Origin of the sequence: Rhodoferax sp., from assembly GCF_025354435.1 — a bacterium.
Lineage (GTDB): Bacteria > Pseudomonadota > Gammaproteobacteria > Burkholderiales > Burkholderiaceae_C > Rhodoferax_B.
Window position 1 is genome coordinate 1 of record NZ_JANXMU010000040.1, and the last position, 23642, is coordinate 23642.

The following is a 23642-nucleotide window of genomic DNA, read 5'->3' on the forward strand; positions in this document are numbered from 1 at the left end:
GTTTGCGGTGCTGGGCGAATCCCGCTTCTTGGTCGGCGGCCAGGGCCAGGGTGTGTTGCTTCATCTTTGTCGCCTTGTGAGGGATGACAATACCAATGCAAGTCACGCGCCAGGTCGGGACTTATTCAGCGTTGCCTTAACGAACCCTTGACCGGGCCGACAAATGGGCTGGCGTAGTAGACCGTGTTGTTGCCGCGTGCCAGGTAGTCGCTGCCGGCCACGGCGGGCAGACCGTTGGCGGCAGTGGTGCCGGCACCCCAGACCTGGCCGGTGGAGGCAAAGCCCGACGAGTCGTAGAGCTGGTTGGTGGAGCCGCGCAGTGCGTCGAACGCGGTCAGTATGCGGCCCAGGCGCAGTTCGCCGAAACCACCCGATATCCCGACATAGGCACCCCGGTTGAAGCCGATGTCCGAGTTGGACACCCGGGTCACCGTGCCGTTGTCGGCGTTGAAGCCTTGTTCCAGCACAAAGCTGGTTTTCAGGCCGCCACCCATGTCTTCGGTGCCGTGCAGGCTCCAGTGGCTGGCCTGTGCGCCGCCGCTGTCGACCACGGTGTTGTTGCTCAGCGGGGTTGCGCCCACTTTGTGCCGGGTTTGGCCGACCCACACATCGACGATGCCGGACAAGGTCACGCTGGATTGGGCCGAAGCGGCGCTGGCGCATGCGCCGAGGGCCAGCGCAACGACGAGTTTGGATTGCATGGGAATGGGTCTCCTAGGGTAAAAATGAAATTTTATTAGTCATACGTCAGTCGTCTGACGACTTGGCGAATGGTAAGAAAAAGACATTCCCTGTGGAATCAGTGAAAACCCTCGGTTTGTGGTTTTAAGCGCGCTGTGCGGGGCGATGCCTGCAGCTTTCGATGCGGACTGGCAGCTGCCGGATGCGGGGCGTTTAGCTGCCGCTGCTGTCCGTATTGGCGCGCATGCGCTCGCGGCTGTTGCTCAGGTGCATGAACATCGCCGCCCGCGCGGCGGCGGCATCGCCCCGGCGAATAGCCTCGTAAATGGCTTCGTGCTCGCGCTGGGTGATGGCCTTGCCACTCTCCAGCATGGGCTGGGCTTCGCCAAAGCGGGTTGCGGTTTTGCGGTCGCCTGCGGCACCCGTGGCTGCATCTGGTGCCGACCGTGGAATCGTGGCGTTGCCCAGACTGGTCAGCACTTCTTCGAAGTATTCGTTGCCGGTGGCGGCAGCGATCTGCACGTGGAACTGGAAGTCGGGTTCGGTGGTGCTGCCGCCTGCGCGGCGCTGCAGATCGAACGCGTCCAGCGCGGCGCGCATGGCCAGCAGGTGGTCTTCGCGGCGGCGCACGGCGGCCAGGCTGGCGGCTTCGGATTCGATGCTGATCCGCAGTTCCAGCATGGCCAGCTTTTGGCGCACCTGGAGATCGCGCGCGCCGATGGCCAGCAAAGGCTCGGGGGTGGCGGAGGCTAGTACAAAGGTGCCCACGCCCTGCCGGGTTTCGACCAGGCCACTGGCCTGCAGGCGGGACATGGCTTCGCGCACCACCGTGCGGCTGACGCCGAATTCCTGCATCAGCCCGGGTTCCGATGGCACCCGGTCGCCAGGCTTGAGCGCCCCGCTGTGGATGCGCTCGGAAACCCCGTCGACCACCCGCTGCGGCTGGCTTTTGGTCCGCGTAGGAGGGTCTGGCAGCGTAGGGCGCATGGTGGGGTGGGGCTGTGGGGGAGCTGGTGACTATAACGCGGCCTGGTGTCTCACCTGACGACTGATGCCACTTGGGAGGCAGCAGAGAAAAATAAGTAATTTAAGGGTTTCTACTTATTCAACACGTCTGACGTGTTGCTTAAAATTCACTCCAGTCTGACGACCGATGACATAGAAAGAGTCTTATGAAAATTGCAAGCGTACGCGGTACCGAATTCACCTTCCCGACCCGCCGGTCGGTGGACACGGCGGGCCATTCCCACCCCGGCCCTGAGGGCCTGGGCAAGATGGCCTTGTTGACCATCACCACCGACGAGGGGCACAGCGGCTACGCGTTTGCGCCGCCCGAGGTGATCCGCCCGCATGTGCTGGAAGCCTTTGTGCGCAAAGTACTGGTGGGTCAGCACCCGTTCCAGCGCGAGCAGCTCTGGCATGGCCTGGAGCACTGGCAGCGCGGCAGCGGCGGCCAGTTGACCGACCGCGCCCTGGCCGCCGTAGACCAGGCGCTGTGGGATTTGGCCGGCCGGGTGCTGGGCCAGCCGGTGTACCGTCTGATTGGCGGCTACCGCGACAAGGTGCCTGCCTACGGCAGCACCATGTGCGGTGACGAGCTCAAAGGTGGCCTGTCCACGCCACAGGAATACGGCGACTTCGTCCTGAAGCTGGTGGCGCGCGGCTACAAGGCCATCAAGCTGCACACCTGGATGCCGCCGGTGTCTTTTGCCCCCAGCGTGCCCATGGACATCCAGGCCTGCGCCGCCGTGCGTGAAGCCGTAGGCCCTAACGTTCCGTTGATGCTGGACGGCTACCACAACTACAGCCGTATCGACGCGCTGACCATTGGCCGCGCACTGGAAAAGCTCAACTTCACCTGGTTCGAGGAAATGATGAACGAGCAAAGCATGGCTTCGTACGCCTGGCTGGCCGACCAGCTCGACATCCCCATCGTCGGGCCCGAAAGCCTGTCGGGCAAGCACCACAGCCGGGCCGATTGGGTCAAGGCCGGTGCCTGCGACATTCTGCGTGCCGGGGTGCCGGGCGTGGGTGGCATTTCGCCGACGCTGAAGGTGGCGCACCTGGCCGAATCCTTTGGCATGCAGTGCGAAGTACACGGCAACGGCGCGGCCAACCTGGCGGTCTGCGCAGCCATCAAAAACTGCCGCTGGTACGAACGCGGCCTGCTGCACCCCTTTCTGGAGTACGACGAAGTGCCCGCCTACCTGAACACCCTGGCCGACCCCATGGATGCCGACGGCTATGTGCACCTGTCGCAGCTGCCCGGTCTGGGCGAAGACATCAACTTCGCCTACATCGAAGCCCACACGCGCAATAGCTACTAAAAGCCTCGCCGCGCTGCCCATCCATCTTGAGGAGACACTTCCATGAACCCCACAACGTTATTGCGCCAATGCGCGCTTGCCTTGGCGCTGAGTGCCCTGGGTGCCGCCGGACAGGCCAAGACCCCAGACGACCAGTTGATCATTGGCTTCAGCATGAATAACCTGCTGTCGCTGGACCCGGCTGCGGCCACCGGTAACGACGTGGTGGAGCTGGCCGCCAACCTGTACGACTACCTGATCGAGCTGGACCCGCAGGCGATCAGCAAAATGCAGCCCGGCCTGGCCGAAAGCTGGAAGGTGTCTGCCGACGGCCGCAGCATCACCCTGGTGCTGCGCAAGGGCGTGAAATTCCAGTCGGGCAATCCGCTCACGGCCGACGACGCGGCATGGTCGCTGCAGCGCGTGCTCAAGCTGAACCTGGCCATGGCCTCGCCCTGGAAGAGCTATGGCTTCACCGCCCAGAATGTGGACAAGGCCGTGCGCGCCACCGATGCCACCACTCTGGTGATCGACCTGCCCGAACCCACCGACCCGAAAATGGTGCTCTACACCCTGGCCACCTCGGTCAGCGCCGTGGTGCTAGACCGTAAGAAGGTGCTGGAAAACGAGAAAAATGGCGATATGGGCGCGGCCTGGCTGACCACCCACGCCGCCGGTTCCGGCCCGTTTTCGCTGGCGGAATGGCGTGCCAAAGATGCGCTGCTGATGAACCGCTTTGACGGCTACTGGCGCGGCCCGGCCAAGCTCAAGCGCGTCATCATGCGGCACATGACCGAGTCGCAGTCGCTGCGCCTGATGCTGGAGCGCGGCGACCTAGACGTGGCCTCGGGCATGTCGGTGCCCGATATCGAGTCCATGAAGAAAAACGCCGAGGCAGTGGTCAGCCCGGTGCGGCGTGGCACGCTGTACTACGTGGCCGTCAGCATGAAAGACCCCAAGTTTGCCGACAAGCGCGTGCGCCTGGCGATCCGCAACCTGATCGACTACGACGGCATCAACACCACGGTAATGCCCAACTACGGCGTACTGCAGCAGCGCCCGGTGCAAATGGGCTTGCCCGCCAGCCTGCCCAGCCCCGGCTACAAGCTGGATGTGGCGGCAGCCAAAAAACTGCTCACCGAAGCCGGCTTTCCCAACGGCTTTAAAACCACCATCCGCGTGCTGGCCGACCCGCCGTTCATCAACATCGCCACCAGCCTGCAGGCCACGCTGGTCAAGGCCGGTATCGAAGCCAGCGTGCTGTCGGGCACGGGCAACCAAGTCTACGGTGCCATGCGCGAGCGCAACTTTGAAATTCTGGTGGGCCGTGGCGGCGGCGGGGTCGAACCGCATCCACACTCCAGCCTGCGCGCCCTGGTCTACAACCCCGACAACAGCGACGCGGCCAAGCTCACCAACTTCCAGGGCTGGCGCACCTCGTTCTTCAGCCCCGAGCTGAACCAGCTGATCGAAAAGGCCGAGGTCGAGCGCGACGAAGCCAAACAGACCGCCCAGTACCAGGAGGCGCAGAAGCTGTACGACACCCAGGTCGGCGCGATCCAGCCGATCTCGCAAATGGTGGACACCGTGGTGCTGCGCAAGGACGTGCGCAATTATTTTGGCCACCCGTCGGCCACCACCCGGCTGCGCGAGGTTTACAAGCAGCGCTGACCGCCCGGTTTAAGCGTCTAGCCCACCACCCCATGGAGAACCTTCTGTGACTACATCCACCTTCCGCGCCGCAGGCCACCGCCTGCTGAGCGTGGTGCTGACCCTGCTCGGTCTGCTGCTGCTGACCTTTGTGATTGGCCGCGTCATGCCGCTGGACCCGGTGCTGTCCATCGTTGGCCCCGATGCCGACCGCTCCACCTACGACCAGGTCTACCAGCAGTTGGGCCTGGACCGGCCCTTGCCGGTGCAGTTTGCGTACTACCTGCGCGACCTGCTGCACGGCGACCTGGGCAACGCCCTGCTCACCGGCCAGAAAGTCACCGACGACCTGGCCCGCGTGCTGCCCGCCACGGTGGAGCTGGCCACCCTGGCCATCGTACTGGGCACCGGCCTGGGCGTGCCGCTGGGCGTGTACGCCGCCACCCGGCGCGGCCGCCTGGCCGACCATGTGGTGCGCGTCATCAGCCTGTTTGGCTATTCCACCCCGGTGTTCTGGTTCGGCATGATGGGCCTGCTGGTGTTCTACGCCTGGCTGGGCTGGGCCGGGGGAGCAGGGCGCATCGACCTGGCGTTTGACGGCATGGTGGCCCCGCGCACCGGCCTGCTGTTGGTGGATTCGGCCCTGGCGGGCGAGTGGGAGGTGTTTCGCAACGCCCTTAAGTTCCTGCTGCTGCCCGCTTGCATTCTGGGCCTGCACTCCATGGCCCACATCAGCCGCATGACGCGTAGCTTCATGCTGGCGCAGCTGTCGCAGGAGTACATCACCACGGCCCGGGTCAAAGGCCTGTCGGAGCGCGGTGTGGTCTGGGGCCATGCGTTCCGCAACATCCTGGTGCAGTTGCTGACCATCGTGGCCCTGGCTTACGGCGGCTTGCTTGAAGGCGCGGTGCTGATCGAAACCGTATTCGCCTGGCCCGGCTTTGGCCAATACCTGACCAGCAGCCTGCTGCTGGGTGACATGAACGCCGTGATGGGCTGCGTGCTGGTGGTGGGGGTGATCTTCGTCACGCTGAACCTGTTGTCCGATGCCCTGTACCACGTGTTTGACCCGAGGACCCGCTAATGGCTGCCCTGACCTTATCCGACAAGACCGCATCCAGCACCCCCAGACGGCGGCGCAAGCGCTGCGGCAAAGCGCCCGCCGCATCCTGCAACGGCTGCTGCACAACCCCATGACCGTGGCGGGTCTGGTGGTGGTGGCCGCCCTGCTGCTGGTGGCCCTGTTTGCCCCGCTGATTGCCACCCACAACCCGCTGGAGCAAGACCTAGGGCAGGCGCTGCTGGCCCCCAGCAACGCCCACTGGTTCGGCACCGACGAATATGGCCGCGACGTGTTCAGCCGCCTGGTGCATGGCTCGCGCATCTCGCTCTACATCATTGCCCTGGTGACGGTGATCGTGGGGCCGGTGGGGCTGGCAGTAGGCAGCATTGCTGGCTACTTCGGTGGCTGGGTGGACAACCTGTTCATGCGCGTCACCGACATCTTCATCTCCTTTCCCAGCCTGGTGTTGGCGCTGGCCTTTGTGGCCGCCCTCGGCCCGGGGTTGGACCACGCGGTGATTGCGATTGCGCTGACCGCCTGGCCGCCGATTGCGCGGCTGGCTCGGGCCGAAACCCTGTCGCTGCGCAACGCCGACTTTGTGGTGGCGGCCCAATTGCAGGGCGCGTCCAGCGGCCGCATTCTGCTGCGCTACATCGCACCGATGCTGATGTCGTCGGTGGTGGTGCGCCTGACCATGAACATGGCCAGCGTGATCCTGACCGCTGCGGGCCTGGGCTTTCTGGGCCTGGGTGCCCAGCCACCGCTGCCCGAATGGGGCGCGATGATCTCCAGCGGCCGCCGCTACATGATGGAGTGCTGGTGGCTGGTGGCCACGCCCGGTGCCGCCATCATGCTGGTCAGCCTGGCCTTCAACCTGCTGGGCGATGGCCTGCGGGATGTGCTCGACCCCCGCAATGAGTAAACCTGCCATGCAAAACGCTACTTCTACCCCCAAGTTGCAAGTCGAAGACCTGCACATCCGCTTCGCCACCCCCGATGGCCCCATGCACGCGGTGCGCGGCGTGTCGTTCAACCTGTCGCGGGAAAAGCTGGCCATCGTGGGCGAATCCGGCTCCGGCAAATCCACCGTGGGCCGGGCCCTGCTCAAGCTGCACCCGCGCAGCGCCAAGATCGAAGCGCGCAAGTTGGCCTTCGATAGCATCGACCTGCTGGGCGCCAGCCCCAAGACCATGCAGGCCATCCGCGGCAAGCGTATGTCGATGATCATGCAAGACCCCAAGTACTCGCTCAACCCGGTGGTGCGCGTGGGCCAGCAGATCGCCGAGGCCTACCTGGCGCACAACAAAGTGCCGCGGGCCGAAGCCTATGAGCGGACGCTGGCCATGCTGGAGTCGGTGCGCATCCGCGAGCCGCAGCGGGTGTTCAACCTGTACCCGCACGAGGTCTCGGGTGGCATGGGCCAGCGCATCATGATTGCCATGATGCTCATCACCGAGCCCGAGATCCTGATTGCCGATGAACCCACCTCGGCACTGGACGTGTCGGTGCGCCTGCAGGTGCTGGCCGTGCTGGACGAACTGGTGGGCCAGCGCGGCCTGGGCCTGGTCTTCATCAGCCACGACCTGAACCTGGTGCGGCATTTTTGCGACCGCGTGCTGGTGATGTACGCCGGGCGGGTGGTGGAAAGCATCGCCGCCGCCGACCTGGACAACGCTCAGCACCCCTACACCCGGGGCCTGCTCAGCGCCCTGCCCAGCCTGGACCAGCGCCGTGCGCGCCTGCCCGTGCTGCAACGCGACCCCACTTGGCTGACGGCTTAAGGACTTCCCCATGACCATGATCGATGTCAACGCCCTGCACCTGGCCTTCGGGGCCGTCAACGTGCTCAACAACGTCAACCTGCAGGTGCGCCAGGGCCAGTCCTTCGGGCTGGTAGGCGAATCGGGTTCGGGCAAAACCACGGTGCTCCGCTGCCTGGCCGGGCAGTACACGCACTGGGAAGGCAACTTGTAAATTGCAGGCCGTGCCCTGGGCCACAAGCTGGACCGGGCCCAAAAACTAGCCCAGTGCCGCGGGGTGCAGATGGTGTTCCAGGACCCCTATGGTTCGCTGCACCCGCGCCACACCATCCACACCGTGCTGGCCGAGCCGCTACGCATCCATGGCATGGACCAGGAGCGCGAACGCATCGAAAGCATCCTGACCAAGGTCGGGCTCAACAGCAGCTTCCGCTTCCGCTACCCGCACCAGCTCTCGGGCGGCCAGCGCCAGCGCGTGGCGATTGCCCGCGCCCTGATTTTGGAGCCGCGCGTGCTGCTGCTGGACGAACCCACCTCGGCGCTCGACGTGTCGGTGCAGGCAGAAATTTTGAACCTGCTGGCCGACCTGCGGGAGCGCGACGGCCTGACGTATTTGATGGTCACCCACGACCTGGGCGTGGTGGCCTACCTGTGCGACCAGGTGGCGGTGATGCAGCACGGCAGCATTGTGGAAACGCTGGGCATCGAGGCCCTGTGCAACAACGCCGCGCAACACCCCTACACCTGCATGCTGGTCGAGGCCAGCCGCTCGCACCGCCTAGATACAGCGGAAATTTAGGCTCACCCCCAGGCTACAGTGCAAGCGCTTTTCGCCCCCCCCTTGCAGGGGGCAACAGCAGCGGACTGGCGGAGCCAGATCCTCGCTGTTCTGGAAGGGGTGTTTATCCGCTGAAATGTAGATTTTAGGCCTCTAGCGCTTATTCCATCAGCGTAAGCAGCTATTTATAATGTAGCAATCGTCATTCCGGCAGCACCGCATCCCCCCCCAGCGCCAGCACCAGGGTGGCGTGGTTGTTGAACTGGTTTAGCCGGTTCCCGGCCAGGGCGATCTCGGCGCTGCGGCGGCTTTCCTGGGCATCCAGCCAGGGCTTGAGGGCCACAGCACCGGCGCGGTAGCGCACCGCGTACAGGCGCTCAGCCTCGGTGGCGGCCTGCAGCGCCTGGGTGAGCAGCACGGCTTGGGCGCGGTACTGCTGGCGGGCCGACAAGGCGTTGTCTACATCGCCCAGCGCGGTATACAGGGTCTGGCGGAAATTGACCACCGCCGCTTCGTTCTGCGCCTGGGCCACCTGGATGTTCAGGTCCATCTCTTTTTGGTTCAAAAATGGCAGGCCGATGCCCAGGCCCAGGCTGGCGACCGGGTTGCTCAGCAGGTTCAGCAGCGAGGTGCTGCTGGTGCCTAGCGCGCCGGTGAGCGTGAGCGCCGGGTAGTAGCTGGCGCGGGTGGCGGTAATGTTCGCGTGGCTCTCGCGCAGGCGCAACTCGGCCGCGCGCAGGTCGGGGCGGCGGGCCAGCAGCTCGGCGGGCAGGCCGGCGGCGACCTCGGGCAGCACACTGGTGGGCAGGGTTTGCGGCTGGGCTGGGGGGCTGCTGAGGGCGGTATCAAACAGCAAGGCTAAGGCGGTGTTGGCGGCCACGGCCTGCTGCTGTAAGGTGGTGTGGTTGGCCTGCAGGTTGAGCAGGCTTTGCCGGGCCTCGGCCAGCTCCAGCCCGCCTACGGCACCGGCGCTGGCCTGGGCCTGCACCAGTTGCAAGGTTTTTTCGGCGGTGGCGATGCTTTGCAGGTTGGCGACCAGGCGTTGGTTCAGGTAGCCCAGTTGCCAGTAGAGCTGCGCCGTGGTGCCGACCAGGGCCAGGGCGGTTGCGGCACGGTCTTGTTCGGTGGCACGGGCTTCCCACAGGGCCACGTCGCGCTGGCTGCCCAGCTTGTTCCACAAATCGACCTCGTAGCTGGCACCCAGGCTGGCACCGCTGCTGCGGGCGGTGCTGGCGTTGCCATTCAGGGCGCGGCTGGCGCCAGTATTCAGGCTGCCACTGAAGTTGGGCCGGTTCTCGGCCAGCCCGGCCTGCAACTGGGCCTGGCGCACTTTGATGGTGGCGGCGGCCAGGTTGTTGTTGCGCAGCAGGGCCTGGTCGACCAGTTGGTCAAGCACCGGGTCGTTGAAGCGGGTCCACCACGGGCTGGCATGGGTTGCCGTGGCGGCGCTGGCGTACTGCCATTGCGTTGGCACCTGGGTTACGGGTGCGGTGTAGGGGGCCTGGATGCTGGCGCAGCCGGTGAGCAGCAGCGCGCAGAGCAGTGTGGGTTTGGAATACAGCATGGAGATTATTCGCGGGCCAAGGCCTCGACCGGGTTGAGCTGGGCCGCATTGCGGGCGGGCAAGAAGCCGAACACCACACCGATCAGGGTGGAGCAGGCAAAGGCCGCCACCATGGAGCTGGTGGAATAGACCATCTGGAAGCTGGTGCCCAGCAGGCTGAAGCCCCAGCCGATGGCCAGCGACAGGGCAATGCCCAGCAGTCCGCCAAGCAGGCAGACCAGCACGGCCTCGATCAGGAACTGCTGGCGGATGTCGCTCTGGCGTGCCCCTACGGCCATGCGCACGCCGATTTCGCCGGTGCGCTCGGTGACCGACACCAGCATGATGTTCATCACCCCGATGCCGCCCACCACCAGCGAAATCAGCGCGATGGCCGAGATCAGCAGGGTCAGCACCTGGGTGGTGCTTTCAATCGTCTGGCGGATGGTGTCGGTGTTGAGTACGTAGAAGTCCACCATCCCGTGGCGCTGCTTGAGCAGGCGGTTGACCCCGGCCTCGGCGGCCTTGGACGAGGCATCGTCACTGACCCGCACGGTGATGGAGCGCAGGTAGGCCTGGCCCAACACCCGGCGCATGGCGGCGGTGTAGGGGATGTAGACGTTCAAGGCCTCGGCATTGCCAAAGCCGGACTCGCTTTTCTGCGCCACGCCCACCACGCGAAACGGCACGCTGCCCAGCAGCAGCACCTGGCCTACCGGGTTGGGGTTGGTGGGGAACAGCTGCTTGCGGCTGTTGTCATCGATCACCACCTCCTGCGCCAGGTTGGCGATGCTGGCGGCGTTGAAAAAGCGGCCCTGGGCCAGCTTCACGCCCTTGACGCGAAAGTACTGCTCGCCCACGCCGTTGATGTTGCCAGTCACCGCCACATTGCCAAAGCGCAGCGTGGCCGAGCTGGAGGCGGTGGGGGTGACGCTGTCCACGTACACCTGCTGGGCCAGCGCGTCGGCATCGGCGGGCACCAGGGTGCGCACCCGGCCCGCGCGCTGGTCGCCAAAGCCGGTACCGGAAAAAATCTCGATGGTGTTGGTGCCGATAGAGCTGATGTTCTTCAGCACTTGCAGGCGCGAGCCCTCGCCCAGCGCCACCACCGATACGACGGAGGCGATGCCAATGATGATGCCTAGCATGGTCAAAAAGCTGCGCAGCGGGTGCGCGCGCAGGGCCAGCACGGCCATGCGGAAGGCCTCGGTGAACCGGCCCCAGGCCGCCGCCCAGCCTGCGTGGCCTGCGGGAGGCGCAGGCAATGTGGGAGCCGCCCCGGCAGCCCGGGTCTGGCGGTCGGCAATGATTTCGCCGTCGCTGATCTCGATGATGCGCTGGGCGTGTTCGGCCACCTGCATGTCGTGCGTCACCAAAATGATGGTGTGGCCCTCGGCGTGCAGCTCTTGCAGGATCTTCATCACCTCGGCACCGCTGTGCTTGTCGAGCGCGCCGGTGGGCTCATCCGCCAGGATCACGCTGCCGCCGTTCATCAGCGCGCGCGCTATGCTCACTCGCTGCTGCTGGCCGCCGGAGAGCTGGCCGGGCTTGTGCCGCATGCGGTCGGCCATGCCCAGGCGGCCCAGCAGGGCGGCGGCGCGTTCGTGGCGGGCCGTGCTGTCTTTGCCCGCGTAAATGGCGGGCACTTCCACATTGCCCAGCGCGCTCAGGTCACCCAACAGGTGGTAGCGCTGGAAGATGAAGCCAAAGTGTTCGCGCCGCAGCTCGGCCAGCGCATCGGGGCCGAGCTGGCCGGTCTCACGCCCGGCCACGCGGTAGGAGCCGGTGGTGGGCCGGTCCAGGCAGCCCAGGATGTTCATCAGCGTGGATTTGCCCGAGCCGGATGCACCGACGATGGCGATCATCTCGCCTGCATAGATCTGCAGGTTCACGTCTTTCAGGACGGCAATGGTTTCTTCACCGGCTGGAAATTCCCGCCGCAAGGCAGTGAGTTCCAGCAGTGGGCTGGAGCGTGGGGCGTCCATGCTCACATCCCCGGAGGCGGGCGCATGCGGGTGCTGCCGCTGCCCGTGGCGCTAGCCGCCGAGGCTTCGCCCACCACCACGCGGTCGCCCACGGCCAGGCCGTCCAGAATTTGGGCGTTGACGTTGTTGTTCAGCCCCACCTTGACGCTGCGCGGCACGGCCTGGCCTGCGCTGTCCACTACCCGCACGCTGCTGCGGCCTTCGCGGTCGCGCTCGCCCAGGGCGGCCGAGGGGATGCTCAGCACCTGCTTGGCTTCGTTCAGCACGATGTTGACCTGCGCCGTCATCGAAATCCGCAGCAGGCCTTCGGGGTTGGGTACGTCCAGCAGGCCGTTGTAGTAGATGGCGCTGGCACTGGTGGTGGTAGCGGTGGTGGTGTCGGTCAGGATGGAGTCGGGCGCGGGCTCTACCGTGCGCAGGGTGGTGGTGTAGCGTTTGTCGGGCGCACCGAGGATGGTGAAGTAGACCTTTTGGCCGGGCTGCACGCGCACCACATCGGCTTCGGAAATCTGCGCCTTCACGGTAATCGTGTCCAGCCGCGCCAGCTTGATGATGGTGGGCGTGCTTTGGTTGGCGTTGACCGTCTGGCCCTCTTGGGCGACCAGAGCCACGACCACGCCGTCGATGGGGGCCAGGATCTGCGTGTAGCCCAGGTTCAGCCGTGCGGTGCTGACGGCAATCTGGGCCTGGGTGATTTGCGACTGCGCCGCGCCGACCTGGGCCCGGGCGGTTTGCAGGGCGGCATCGGCGGCTTCAAAGGTGGCGCGGGCGCTGGCATCGGCAGCCAGCAGGGTTTTTTCACGCTGGTAGGTCAGCTCGGCCTGCTTGAGGGTGGCTTTTTGCACCAGCAACTGCGCCTGCACATTGGCCAGCGCGGCCTCGGCGGTGCGCAGGCTGTTTTGCTGGGTGAGCGAGTCGATTTCGGCCACCAACTGGCCCTTTTTGACCGTGTCGCCCAGGGCGACTTTCAGCGACTTGATCTGCCCGGAAGCCTGTGCGCCCACGCTCACCTGCTTGAAGGCCTGCACGGTGCCGGTGGCCAGCACGGCCTGCTCCAGGTTGGCCAGGGCGGCGGTGGCGGTCACAAAGTCGGGCTTTTTGGGTGCGGGGAAAAACAGCAGCTTGATGGCGGCGGCCAGTACCAGCAGAGCCAGGGCCGCCAGGGCGTAACGCAGAATTTTGTTCTTGGGCATGGAATGGAGAAGAGGGGACGCTGGTAAAAAAGCCAGTAGCTACTTTACATAAGCTCCCGCACACAGGGATGGCACTCTGGCAAAGCCCTTGTAAAGCCCGGGTGCCTCGCAGTCCGGATCGTCTCTAAGTGCTTACCCGCGCCCGGTCCGTAAATACCGAACGGTGTCGCAATTTGACCAGTGCCGCGTCGATACTGTTCCAAGATGCTGGCTTGCAAGCCCTTTCTGGGGCTGCGCAAGTCCTAAAAATTCCCATGGCAAACAAGGAGACAAGACCCATGTCAAGCAACCGAGGTGTCGTATACATAGGCCAAGGCCAGGTGGAGGTGCAATCCATCCCGTTCCCCAAACTCGTTAACCCACTGGGCCAGGCGGCAGAGCACGGCGTGATTCTGCGCGTGCTGACCACCAACATCTGCGGCTCCGACCAGCACATGGTGCGCGGCCGCACCACCGCCCAGTCCGGCCTGGTGCTGGGCCATGAAATCACGGGTGAAATTGTGGAACTAGGCCGCGATGTAGAGACCCTCAAAAAGGGCGACATCGTCTCCGTGCCCTTCAACGTGGCCTGTGGTCGCTGCCGCACTTGCAAAGAGCAACACACCGGCGTGTGCCTGAACGTCAACCCCTCGCGCGCAGGCGGTGCCTACGGCTATGTAGACATGGGCGGCTGGATCGGCGGCCAGGCCGAGTTTGTGATGGTGCCGTATGCCGACTTCAACCTGCTGAAGTTCCCCGACCGCGATCGCGCGATGGAAAAAATCCGCGACCTGACCTGCCTGTCCGACATTCTGCCCACCGGCTACCACGGTGCCGTCACGGCCGATGTGGGCCCGGGCAGCACGGTGTATGTGGCCGGTGCCGGTCCGGTCGGCTTGGCGGCGGCTGCTTCGGCGCGCCTGCTGGGCGCGGCGGTGGTCATCGTGGGCGACGTGAACCCGGTGCGCCTGGAGCATGCGCGCAAGGTGGGTTTTGAGACGGTGGACTTGTCGCAAGACGTGAGCCTGGCCGACCAGATTGCCGCCATCCTGGGCACGCCCGAGGTGGACAGCGCCATTGACGCGGTGGGTTTTGAAGCCCGCGGCCACGGCCACGCCGGATCGCAAGGCGAAGCGCCTGCCACGGTGCTGAATTCGCTGATGGAAATCACCCGCGCTGCGGGCAAGATCGGCATCCCCGGCCTGTACGTGACGGACGATCCAGGTGGTGTGGACAAAGCCGCCAAGAGCGGTGCCCTGAGCCTGCGCTTCGGCCTGGGCTGGGCCAAGTCGCACAGCTTCCACACCGGCCAGACCCCGGTGATGAAGTACAACCGTGCGCTGATGCAGGCGATTTTGTGGGACCGCATCCATATCGCCGACATCGTGGGCGTGCAGGTCATCACCCTGGACCAGGCCCCCAGCGGCTATGCCGAGTTCGATGCCGGTGTGCCGAAGAAGTTTGTCATTGACCCGCACGGGCAATTGGCCACGGCGTAAGTCGTTGGCTGCTGGATGCTATACATTCAGTAGCTGCTAGCGCATATTGCATATGCGCTAGCAGCCTAAAAAGTATAAATCGCCCAAATAAACACCTCTTCCAGAGATTCCGCGGAACTGGCTATGCCAGGCCGCTGGAATCGCCCCCTGCAAGGGGGTTGGCGGCGAGACGAAGTCCGCAAGCCTGGGGGTGTTCCAAAGTCAGTCGCCAAACTCGTCGCCCAGTTCGCGGGCGCGGTGCTTGGCCGCGTGCACGGCCCGCATGATGATGTTTTTGATGCCGTCCTGCTCCATCGAGGTGATGGCCGCGTAGGTGGTGCCGCCTTTGGAGGTGACGCGCTGGCGCAGGATCTCCGGCGGTTCTTTGGACTGGCGGGCCAGCGCAGATGCGCCTACAAACGTGCCCACGGCGAGCTTGTGCGCCTGGTCGCGGCTCAGGCCCATGTCGGCACCGGCCTGGGTCATGGCTTCGATGAACAAAAACACGTAGGCTGGGCCGGAGCCCGACAAGGCCGTTACGGCATCCAGCTGCACTTCTTCGCCCACCCACAGGGTTTCGCCGGTGGCGGCCAGCACTTTTTCGATCAGCTTGCGGTCGGGCTCGGACACGGCGGGCCGGGCGAACAAGGCCGTCATGCCCTTGCCGATCAGCGCCGGGGTGTTGGGCATGGCGCGCACCACACGCTCAGTCCCCAGCCAGTGGGCGATGCTGTCGCTGCGGATGCCCGCGGCCACGCTCAGGTGCAGCGCGTTCTTGGTGTGGAAGCGGGTTTGCAAGGCCGCGTCCTTGAACATTTGCGGCTTCACGGCCCAGACCACGGTGCGGGCATGGTCCAGCACCGGGCCGGGCATGTCATGGGCGGTGATCGCAAAGTCGGCCAGCAGCTTGGCACGGGCCTCGGCCCAGGGCTCGATCACCACAATGTGGTTGGCGGGCACGCCTTTTTTGACCAGCCCGCCAATGATGGCGCTGGCCATGTTGCCCCCGCCAATGAAAGCGATATGGTCGTGCGCCGCGGAGCTACCCCGGCTGCCAAAGTCGGACAGACCCCCCGCTTGGGACGTGGAGAAGTTAGACGCGCCAAAGTTGGATGCGCTGGGTCGGGTGGGTGCCATGGGAAGTCCAGAAATGCGTGGATAGGGGGGTTATTTGCCGTTGATACCCAGCAGCTCAACTTCAAATTGCAGCGTCGCATTGGCTGGAATCACGCCGCCCGCGCCGCGTTCGCCGTAGGCAATGGCCGGTGGGCAGGTGAGTTTGGCTTTGCCGCCAACCTTCATTTTCTGCACGCCTTCGGTCCAGCACTTGATTACGCCATTCAATGGAAATTCAATCGGTTCGTTGCGCTTGTACGAGCTGTCAAACTCTTTGCCGTCCAGAAAGGTGCCCCGGTAGTGCACTTTGACCTTGTCGGTGGCGGTGGGGCTGGCACCGGTGCCGTCTTTCAGGGAGCGGTACACCAGCCCGCTGGGGGTCACGGTGGCACCGGCCTCTTTGGCGGCGGTGGCCGCGTCGTTGGTTTGGGCCCAAGTGGCGGTGGTGGCAAGCAGGCAGAACGCGGCGGTAGACAGGGCAAATTTCACTAAAAACTTTCGGGTTGAGGAGGGAGTACGAGGTAGTGAGGGTAGATGCCATCCATTATTGCGGTTTCTGGTGGGGTCTTTTCGGCTGTGTCCCCAAAAAGGGGGACGGCGCAGTTACCGTATGTTCCAGAAGCTATATATTTAATAGCATATAAGATGAACCCATCACCGTAAAGGAAACCTCTATGTCTTCGTTCCAGTTTGATCTTGTGGTGGTAGGCGGCGGCAGTGGTGGCGTGCGTGCGGCCCGTATGGCGGCCCAGCGCGGCGCCCGGGTGGCGCTGGCCGAGGTGGGGGCTCTGGGCGGCACCTGCGTGAATGTGGGCTGCATCCCCAAAAAACTGTACAGCTATGCCGCGGGCTACGCCGAGGCGTTTGAAGAGGCCGCAGGCTTTGGCTGGCAGGTGGCGCACCCCACGTTCGACTGGGCCAAACTCAAAGCCAACCGCGCCACCGAGATCACCCGGCTCAACGGCATTTACCGCCAACTATTGGTGGGCGCGGGCGTGCAGCTCATTCTCGGCTGGGCCACGCTGGTGGACGCGCACACAGTGCAGGTGGGCGAGCAAACCTTCACCGCCGAAAACATCCTGCTGGCCACCGGCGGCACGCCCACCGTGCCCGGCATTCCGGGTGGCGAGCACGCCGTGGTGTCGGACGCGATGTTCGACCTGGAGCCTTTCCCCCAGCGCCTGCTGGTGGTGGGCGGGGGCTACATCGCCTGCGAATTTGCTTCCATCTTCAACGGCCTGTGCTCCCAGGTGACCCAGGTCTACCGGGGCACGCAGGTGCTGCGCGGCTTTGATGACGACGTGCGTAACTTTCTGGCCCAGGAGGTGCGCAAGGCCGGTGTCGATTTGCGGCTGGAGGCCGACGTAGCCAGCATCCTGCACACGCCCGCCGGGCTGGAGGTGCGGCTGGTCGGCGGTGACACCCTGACGGTAGACCAGGTGCTGTACGCGATTGGCCGCGTACCGAATGTGCAGGGACTGGGCTTGGAGGCGGCAGGCGTGGCGCAGGGCAAAGACGGGGCTATCGAGGTCAATGCCCACTACCAGACCTCGGTGCCCAGCATCTACGCGCTGGGCGACGTGACGGCCCGTATCCAGCTTACCCCGGTGGCGCTGGGCGAGGCGATGGTGCTGGTCGACCATTTGCTCGGCCCCAAAACCGGCAAGACCGCACGGCAGATGGACTACGACCTCATCCCCACCGCCGTGTTCACCCACCCCAACATCGGCACCGTGGGCCTGTCGGAGGAGGCAGCCCGTAAGCAGTTTGGCCAGGTCAGCATCTACCGCAGCGAGTTCAAGGCCTTGCGTCACACGTTGAGCGGCAGCACCGAACGCACGTTGATGAAGCTGGTGGTGGACGACGCGACCGACCGCGTGGTCGGCCTGCACATGGTGGGTGCCGACGCAGGCGAGGTGGTGCAAGGTTTTGCCGTGGCCATGAAGGCGGGCGCGACCAAGGCGGTGTTTGACAGCACCATTGGCATCCACCCCACGGCAGCCGAAGAATTCGTCACCATGCGCGAGCCCGTGACTCCGTAAGCTTTTGGGCGCGAGGCGCAGGGCTGTTCAACTTCGTCTATTGCACTGCACAATAGCTCCATGCCCTACCTACCCGCCTTCATTGCCCCCACCCGTTTCACAGACCCGGTTGCCGCTCTGGCGCAGGTCCGCCTGATTTACGACCAGCAGATCGAGCATCTGCGGCTTGCCATGCAGCGCTTTGTGGCAGGCGAAACCCTGCCCGGCCATGTGCGGGCCTGCTACCCATTTGTGCGTCTGCACACCGAGACGGTGGCCCGCGCTGCCGAGCTGGAAGGTGCGCACCTGAGCTACGGCTTTGTGGCCGGACCCGGCCGATTCGAGACCACGCTGACCCGGCCCGACCTGTTCAATAATTACCTGCTGGAGCAGTTTCGCCTGCTGCTGCAAAACCACCAGGTCGAGCTGGAAATTGGCACCAGCGCCCTGCCCATCCCGGTGCACTTCTCGTTTGCTGAACACGACCACGTCGAAGGCCAGATGGATGCCAGCCGCCGTATGCTGATGCGCGACGTGTTCGACCTGCCCGACCTGGCCGCCATGGACGATGGCATTGCCAACGGCACCTACGAACCCCGCCCCGGCGACCCGCAGCCATTGGCATTGTTTACCGCGCCGCGGGTGGACTATTCGCTGCACCGCTTGCGCCACTACACCGGCACCGGGCCCGAGCATTTCCAGAACTTTGTGCTCTTCACCAACTACCAGTTCTACATCGACGAATTCGTCCGCATGGGGCATGCCGCCATGGCCGACCCGGCCAGCGAATACATCGCCTTTGTCGAGCCTGGCAACGTCATCACCCGCCGCGTGGGTCTGCCTACCGAGCCGCGCGATGCCCTGGGTGCCGCACCGCCGCGCCTGCCGCAAATGCCCGGTTACCACCTGGTGCGCGCCGACAACGCGGGCATCACCATGGTCAACATCGGCGTAGGCCCGGCCAACGCCAAGAACATCACCGACCACATCGCCGTGCTGCGCCCGCATGCCTGGATCATGGTCGGCCACTGCGCCGGTCTGCGCAACAGTCAGCAACTGGGCGACTACGTGCTAGCCCACGGCTATGTGCGCGAAGACCATGTGCTAGACGAAGAGCTGCCGCTGTGGGTGCCGATTCCAGCGCTGGCCGAAATCCAGATGGCGCTGGAGCAGGCCGTGGCCGATGTCACCCAAATTCAGGGCGCGGCGCTGAAAAGCATCATGCGCACCGGCACCGTAGCCAGCACCGACAACCGCAACTGGGAGCTGCTGCCCAACAACCAGCCGCAACGCCGCTTCAGCCAAAGCCGCGCCGTGGCGCTGGACATGGAAAGCGCCACCATCGCCGCCAATGGCTTCCGCTTCCGCGTGCCCTACGGCACCCTGCTGTGCGTTAGCGACAAGCCGTTGCACGGCGAAATTAAGCTACCCGGCATGGCCAACCATTTCTACCGCGAACGCGTAGACCAGCATCTGCGCATCGGCATCCGCGCCATCGAACTGCTGCGCGCCCAGGGCATCAACCAGCTGCACAGCCGTAAATTGCGCAGCTTTGCCGAAGTGGCATTCCAGTAACGCGGATGCCGGTTTTCATGCTGCTCGATCTGCCGACCCTGCTGGTGATCGCCACCGCCAATGTTGGCGTGGTATCGCTGGCCTTGCTGGTCATCATCGGTACCGGGGCCAGTGCGGCCACGCGCTGTGTGCAAATTGCGTTGGCGGCCCTGCTGCTGGGCGGTGTTGCCGCCATCACAGCCGGTACGGTTTGGACTTCGGTCTTGGCACCCCTGGCGCTGCTGTTTTTTAGCCTGGGGCTGTGGCTGCTGCACCGGGCGCTGGGCAGCTGGCTGGGCCACCGTACGCGCCCGCCCACCAACCGCAAGCGCCCACGCAAGCCACCGCGCCCCGGTGTGTACTACGGGCTGGACTACCGCCTGAGCGAGCGCTGCCTGCGCCTGCTTTTGGTGGCCACGCCACTGGGCTATTTGCTGGGTTCGGCCAGTCCGGCCTTCCAGTGGGGCTGGTCCCATCTGTGCCTGGTGACCATGCTGGTGCTAGCGGCGGCGGCCACCCTGTTTCCGATGCGGCACATGGGCCGTGCCTGGCGCTGGATGCTGTGCGGCTGCCTGACGGGCCTGGCGGTGGTACTGCTGGTGCGTGGGCTGGTGGGCGGCTGGGGCGGGGCGGCCCTGCTGCCCTTCGCCGATATGGCCATGGCTTTGGCGGTGAATCTGGCTTTTGTCGCATGCATGGTGGCCCTGCTGGCCGCCTGGCGCGACGAGGCCAAAGCCCGCTTGCACAACCTGGCTATGACCGACGGGCTGACTGGCCTGCTGAACCGCCGGGGCTGGCTGGAGCGCGCCGAGGGCATGTTTGCCAACGCCATGCGCTACCAGCAGCCGCTGACCCTGATGATGCTGGATATCGACCACTTCAAACGGGTCAATGACACCTACGGCCACGAAGTGGGCGACACTGCTCTCAAGCTGTTTGCCCGCCTGCTGCGCGACAGCCGCCGCACCGGTGATCTGGTGGGCCGCCTGGGCGGCGAAGAGTTTTGCATTGTGCTGGCCAACACCCACCGCTCGGCCAGTATCGGCTTTGACCTGCGCCTGCGCACCATGCTGCACCAGACGGCTGAAAAAGAACTGGGCTTTCCCCTGGACTACAGCGCCGGGGTGGGCGTGCTGAAAGACGGCGATTCCACCCTGCCCGGTCTGATCGCCCGCGCCGATGCCGCGCTGTACGAGGCCAAAAAGGCCGGCCGTGGGCAACTGGTGCAATCGGATGGCGGGGCGGGGTTGACCGTTATTTAGCGAGCTTGCAGTAGCCCCTGCAACTGCGCGTACTGCAGCAGCAGAATCGTCTTGCCGTCGCAGATGCGCCCGTCGGCCACCATCTCCAGCGCGGTCGTAAAGGGCAGCTCCAGCACCTCGATATCTTCGCCCTCGTGGTGCTCGCCGCCGCCGTCCGATACCTTGTCGGCGGCGGTGTAGGCACCGACAAAGAAAAACACCTTTTCCGTCACCGAGCCGGGGCTCATGTAGGCCTCGAAGATTTTGCGCACGCCGTCGATGCGAAAGCCGGTTTCCTCCTCTACCTCGCGGCGGATGCAGGTGGCTGGGTCGTCCTGGTCCAGCAGGCCGGCGCAGGTTTCAATGAGCTGCCCACTGGGGTTGCCGTTCACATAGGTGGGGAAGCGGAACTGCCGCGTCAGCACCACCGTGCCCTGGGCGGCGTTGTACAGCAGGATGGTGGCACAGTTGCCCCGGTCGTAGGTTTCGCGGCTCTGGCGCTGCCAGCTGCCGTCGCGGCGGCGCAGCTCAAAAGTGGTTTTTTTCAGCCGATACCAGTCGTTCGACAAAAGCTTTTCTTCAACGATGCGGATGCTGTCTAGGGCGTGCATGGGGGCTCCGGTGGTGGTGGCGAAAGTTTAGCGCAGTCATGCAGTTTCGTGCAACTTCAATGAAAAACGTGCAAAAATATTGACTATGCTGACCCAACAACGCAAACACCTGCTGCTCGAAACCCTGCGCCGCGACGGCCGCGTCGTGGCTGCCGACCTCAGCGCTGCTTTAGGCCTGTCGGAAGACACCATCCGGCGCGACCTGCGTGCGCTGGCCGCCCAGGGGCTGCTGCAGCGGGTGCATGGCGGGGCTCTGCCGGCGTCGCCCGCCGTAGCCAATTTTGCCGCGCGCAGCCAGTTGCAGATGCCGGGCAAGCAGGCGATTGCCGCTGCCGCCGCGGCCATGGTGCAGCCCGGCCAGGTGGTGTTCATCGACGGCGGCACCACCTGCCAGCAGTTGGCGCAGCGTCTGCCGCCCACGCTGCAAGCCACTGTGGTCACGCACAGCCCGACCATCGCCCTGGCCCTGGTGGAGCACCCGCGGATCGAGGTGCAACTGCTGGGCGGGCGTTTGTTCAAGCACTCGGTGGTGGCCGTGGGCGCGGCGGCGGTAGAGGCCATCGGCCGGGTCCGCGCCGACCTGTACTTCATGGGCGTGACCGGCATCAGCGCCCGCGTGGGCCTGAGCACCGGCGACATGGAAGAAGCCCATGTGAAGCGCGCGCTGATGGCCCAGTCGGCCGAAACCTGGGTGCTGGCCTCGGCTGAGAAGCTGCACGCCGCCTCGCCCTACGTGATCGCCCCCTGCACGGATGCCACCGGGCTGGTGGTGGAGCCGGGCACCACCGACCATGAGGTGGCGGCGCTGACGGCGCTGGGGCTGGCGCTGGTGCGCGGGTAGCGGGGGCTCAGTAGGACTTCTTCACTGGCTCCTGCCCCAGCAAAGCCGCTTTCAGCCCGTAATCCGCCGGGTTGCTGCCCACCCAGATGTTCAGCACCATGGCAAAAAACTCGGCATCGCCCACCGGGCTGCCCTGGGGCTGGCCGCCGATGAAGAACAGCGTGCCTTGGCCGGGGATGAACTGCATGGCAAAGGTGTCGCCGGGGCTGAGCTTGCTGCGGCCCGAGAAGATTTCGATCAGGCGGTTGGACGACACGGTGTGCTTCAGCGCCAACTCTTTGGGGGAGTTGGCCGACAGGCCCTTGATGAAGGCCAGGCCCAGGTCGGTGCCGGGCAGGTCGCGCAGGGCGGTGAAGCTGAGCAGCTTGGGACCGGGCAGCGCCAGCAATTCTTCGGGCGTGTTGACTCTGTGCGGCGTGTATAAGGCCATGTCGTAGACCTTGAACACCGCCCGAAAGCGGGTGCCTGCGCCGTTGAGCACCAGCGGCGTGCCCTGGACCTGGGCTTCGGCAGCGAACGGGGTGGCGGGGGCGGCCTGGGTGGGCAGGGTTAGCAGGCTGGCGGCCAAAGCCACCGCCAGGATAGCGGGCAGCTTGGGGCAAAAAAGGCGGGTCATCGGAGGCATCTCTTGTAAAAAGGGGGCAACCCAAGCTTACCTTGTTGGCCCCAGTTGTCATCCCCCGTTTTAATAACATTTTGGCCTCTGGCGTATATGTCATCTATATAAGGCGCTATAGATTTAATAGTTTTTAAACCCAACCGTCTCGGCCGTCTGGTGCAGCTCGGCACGCATGCGCGGCAGGTGCTGCGGGTACTGGCGCTGCAGGAAGTCCACCAGGCCCTCGCGCACGTCGCAGCGCAGGCGCCACAGCAGGTCGGCGTTGGCCGCGGTGACTTCCACGCGAACTTGCACGCCGTGGTCGGTGGTATCGGTCACGTCCAGCTTGCAGTGGCGGCCGTCCCAGGCGGGGGAGGCGGCGCAGATCCGTTGCGCCTCGGTGCGCAATATCTGCATCGGCATGCCGTAGTCCACCCAGATAAACACGGTGCCGATGAGTTCGGGGTTGCGGCGTGACCAGTTCTGGAACGGGTTTTCAATGAACCACTGTAGCGGAATGACCAGGCGGCGCTGGTCCCAGATTTTCAGCACCACGTAGGTGCCGGTGATCTCTTCCACCCGGCCCCATTCGCCCTGCACGATCAACACGTCGTCGATGCGCAGCGGCTGGCCCAGGGCGATCTGCAGGCCCGCCACCAGGTTACCCAGCACCGGCCGCGCAGCCATGCCCACAATGATGCCGACCACGCCTGCCGAAGCCAGCAAGCTGGCCCCGAACTGCCGGGCCTCGGGAAAGGTCATCAGCATCGCCGCCAGCCCGGTGACCAGGATGCCGATGACCAGGGTGTTGGCCAGCACCTTGGCCTGGGTGTGCACGCGGCGGGCGTTCAGGTTGTCCACCGCCTCCAGCGGATACGAGGCAATCAGCCCCTGGACGGTGCCGCGCACCACGCGCAGGCCCAGCCAGGTCAGGCTGACGAGCAGCAGCAGCACGTTGGCATGGCGCACCTCGGCAATCAGCGGAAAGTCGCGCGGCGCAATCTGCCACACCGCCTGCAGCCCGATCAGCGGCAACACAAAGCGGGTGGGTGCGTGGCAAGCGTAGGCGATGGCCGAGGCCAGTGGCAGGCTGCGGGTGACGCGCCGTACCAGGGCCGCGCCCACAGCGTGCAGCACCAGCGCCAGCGCCAGTAGTACCGCTACCCCGGCAGCCAGCAGCATGCGCAGCGAAGAGTCGTCGGCCCAGGCAATGAGCTGGTTGAAGTGCATGGACCGCTGCAATC

The 23642-nt window shown here is 64.9% G+C and carries 20 protein-coding genes and 1 pseudogene; 11 read left to right on the plus strand and 10 right to left on the minus strand.

Going from position 1 to position 23642, the window contains the following annotated elements; translation table 11 throughout:
* Positions 1-125 precede the first annotated feature (125 nt).
* Positions 126-701, minus strand: a complete 576-nt coding sequence (locus Q0T48_RS10550; protein WP_295956042.1) for a porin — start codon at positions 699-701, stop codon at positions 126-128.
* 193 nt (positions 702-894) lie between these two features.
* Complete coding sequence (locus Q0T48_RS10555; RefSeq protein ID WP_295956044.1) at positions 895-1668, minus strand: FadR/GntR family transcriptional regulator; 774 nt, start codon at positions 1666-1668, stop codon at positions 895-897.
* A gap of 185 nt (positions 1669-1853) precedes the next feature.
* Between Q0T48_RS10555 and Q0T48_RS10560 the strand changes: the two genes are divergently transcribed.
* From Q0T48_RS10560 to Q0T48_RS10585, 6 genes and pseudogenes are all read left to right on the plus strand, one after another.
* Positions 1854-3008 carry a mandelate racemase family protein gene (locus Q0T48_RS10560; RefSeq protein ID WP_295956046.1) on the plus strand — a complete coding sequence of 385 codons (1155 nt, stop codon included), beginning with the start codon at positions 1854-1856 and terminating at the stop codon, positions 3006-3008.
* A gap of 42 nt (positions 3009-3050) precedes the next feature.
* A complete protein-coding gene (locus Q0T48_RS10565; RefSeq protein ID WP_295956048.1) occupies positions 3051-4658 on the plus strand; it encodes an ABC transporter substrate-binding protein in 1608 nt (535 codons plus the stop codon).
* 46 nt (positions 4659-4704) lie between these two features.
* The gene (locus Q0T48_RS10570) at positions 4705-5721 is read left to right on the plus strand and encodes an ABC transporter permease (RefSeq protein WP_295956050.1); all 1017 of its coding nucleotides are present in this window, start codon (positions 4705-4707) and stop codon (positions 5719-5721) included.
* Positions 5702-6622: an ABC transporter permease gene (locus tag Q0T48_RS10575; RefSeq protein ID WP_295956052.1), complete on the plus strand. Its 921-nt coding sequence runs from the start codon at positions 5702-5704 to the stop codon at positions 6620-6622. The genes Q0T48_RS10570 and Q0T48_RS10575 overlap by 20 nt, the downstream gene beginning before the upstream one ends.
* A 7-nt stretch (positions 6623-6629) precedes the next feature.
* Positions 6630-7481, plus strand: a complete 852-nt coding sequence (locus Q0T48_RS10580; RefSeq protein WP_295956053.1) for an ABC transporter ATP-binding protein — start codon at positions 6630-6632, stop codon at positions 7479-7481.
* A gap of 16 nt (positions 7482-7497) precedes the next feature.
* Positions 7498-8259: pseudogene (locus tag Q0T48_RS10585) on the plus strand (ABC transporter ATP-binding protein).
* 181 nt (positions 8260-8440) lie between these two features.
* On the opposite strand, the gene Q0T48_RS10590 reads toward Q0T48_RS10585, so the two are convergent.
* Genes Q0T48_RS10590 through Q0T48_RS10600 form a run of 3 tightly spaced genes read right to left on the minus strand, consistent with a single transcriptional unit; the run spans position 8441 to position 12959 of the window.
* Positions 8441-9802: an efflux transporter outer membrane subunit gene (locus tag Q0T48_RS10590; protein ID WP_295956055.1), complete on the minus strand. Its 1362-nt coding sequence runs from the start codon at positions 9800-9802 to the stop codon at positions 8441-8443.
* A gap of 5 nt (positions 9803-9807) precedes the next feature.
* Positions 9808-11766: a MacB family efflux pump subunit gene (locus Q0T48_RS10595; protein WP_295956057.1), complete on the minus strand. Its 1959-nt coding sequence runs from the start codon at positions 11764-11766 to the stop codon at positions 9808-9810.
* Between the two features lie 2 nt (positions 11767-11768).
* Complete coding sequence (locus tag Q0T48_RS10600; RefSeq protein ID WP_295956059.1) at positions 11769-12959, minus strand: efflux RND transporter periplasmic adaptor subunit; 1191 nt, start codon at positions 12957-12959, stop codon at positions 11769-11771.
* A 278-nt stretch (positions 12960-13237) separates the two neighbouring features.
* Between Q0T48_RS10600 and fdhA the strand changes: the two genes are divergently transcribed.
* Positions 13238-14437, plus strand: a complete 1200-nt coding sequence (gene fdhA / locus Q0T48_RS10605; protein ID WP_295956061.1) for a formaldehyde dehydrogenase, glutathione-independent — start codon at positions 13238-13240, stop codon at positions 14435-14437.
* A gap of 201 nt (positions 14438-14638) precedes the next feature.
* On the opposite strand, the gene proC is transcribed toward fdhA, so the two are convergent.
* Together proC and Q0T48_RS10615 are read right to left on the minus strand one after the other, a co-directional pair.
* The gene (gene proC / locus Q0T48_RS10610; RefSeq protein WP_295956063.1) at positions 14639-15553 is read right to left on the minus strand and encodes a pyrroline-5-carboxylate reductase; all 915 of its coding nucleotides are present in this window, start codon (positions 15551-15553) and stop codon (positions 14639-14641) included.
* 30 nt (positions 15554-15583) lie between these two features.
* Complete coding sequence (locus tag Q0T48_RS10615; protein WP_295956168.1) at positions 15584-15988, minus strand: FKBP-type peptidyl-prolyl cis-trans isomerase; 405 nt, start codon at positions 15986-15988, stop codon at positions 15584-15586.
* A gap of 218 nt (positions 15989-16206) precedes the next feature.
* Between Q0T48_RS10615 and gorA the strand changes: the two genes are divergently transcribed.
* The 3 genes from gorA to Q0T48_RS10630 are packed head-to-tail and all read left to right on the plus strand — an operon-like array spanning position 16207 to position 20369.
* Positions 16207-17574, plus strand: a complete 1368-nt coding sequence (gene gorA / locus Q0T48_RS10620; RefSeq protein WP_295956065.1) for a glutathione-disulfide reductase — start codon at positions 16207-16209, stop codon at positions 17572-17574.
* A 60-nt stretch (positions 17575-17634) separates the two neighbouring features.
* A complete protein-coding gene (locus Q0T48_RS10625; protein WP_295956067.1) occupies positions 17635-19128 on the plus strand; it encodes an AMP nucleosidase in 1494 nt (497 codons plus the stop codon).
* A 17-nt stretch (positions 19129-19145) separates the two neighbouring features.
* Complete coding sequence (locus Q0T48_RS10630) at positions 19146-20369, plus strand: GGDEF domain-containing protein (RefSeq protein WP_295956069.1); 1224 nt, start codon at positions 19146-19148, stop codon at positions 20367-20369.
* Here the strand turns inward: Q0T48_RS10630 and nudK are convergent.
* Positions 20366-20959, minus strand: a complete 594-nt coding sequence (nudK, locus tag Q0T48_RS10635) for a GDP-mannose pyrophosphatase NudK (RefSeq protein ID WP_295956071.1) — start codon at positions 20957-20959, stop codon at positions 20366-20368. The two genes, Q0T48_RS10630 and nudK, sit on opposite strands and share 4 nt — an antisense overlap.
* A gap of 85 nt (positions 20960-21044) precedes the next feature.
* Here nudK and Q0T48_RS10640 point away from each other — a divergent pair, with 85 nt between their 5' ends.
* Positions 21045-21800: a DeoR/GlpR family DNA-binding transcription regulator gene (locus Q0T48_RS10640; RefSeq protein WP_295956072.1), complete on the plus strand. Its 756-nt coding sequence runs from the start codon at positions 21045-21047 to the stop codon at positions 21798-21800.
* Between the two features lie 7 nt (positions 21801-21807).
* Here the strand turns inward: Q0T48_RS10640 and Q0T48_RS10645 are convergent, their stop codons facing one another.
* Positions 21808-22416, minus strand: a complete 609-nt coding sequence (locus tag Q0T48_RS10645) for a chalcone isomerase family protein (protein WP_295956073.1) — start codon at positions 22414-22416, stop codon at positions 21808-21810.
* Positions 22417-22539: 123 nt separating this feature from the next.
* Positions 22540-23628: a mechanosensitive ion channel domain-containing protein gene (locus Q0T48_RS10650; RefSeq protein WP_295956075.1), complete on the minus strand. Its 1089-nt coding sequence runs from the start codon at positions 23626-23628 to the stop codon at positions 22540-22542.
* Between the last annotated feature and the right edge of the window lie 14 nt (positions 23629-23642).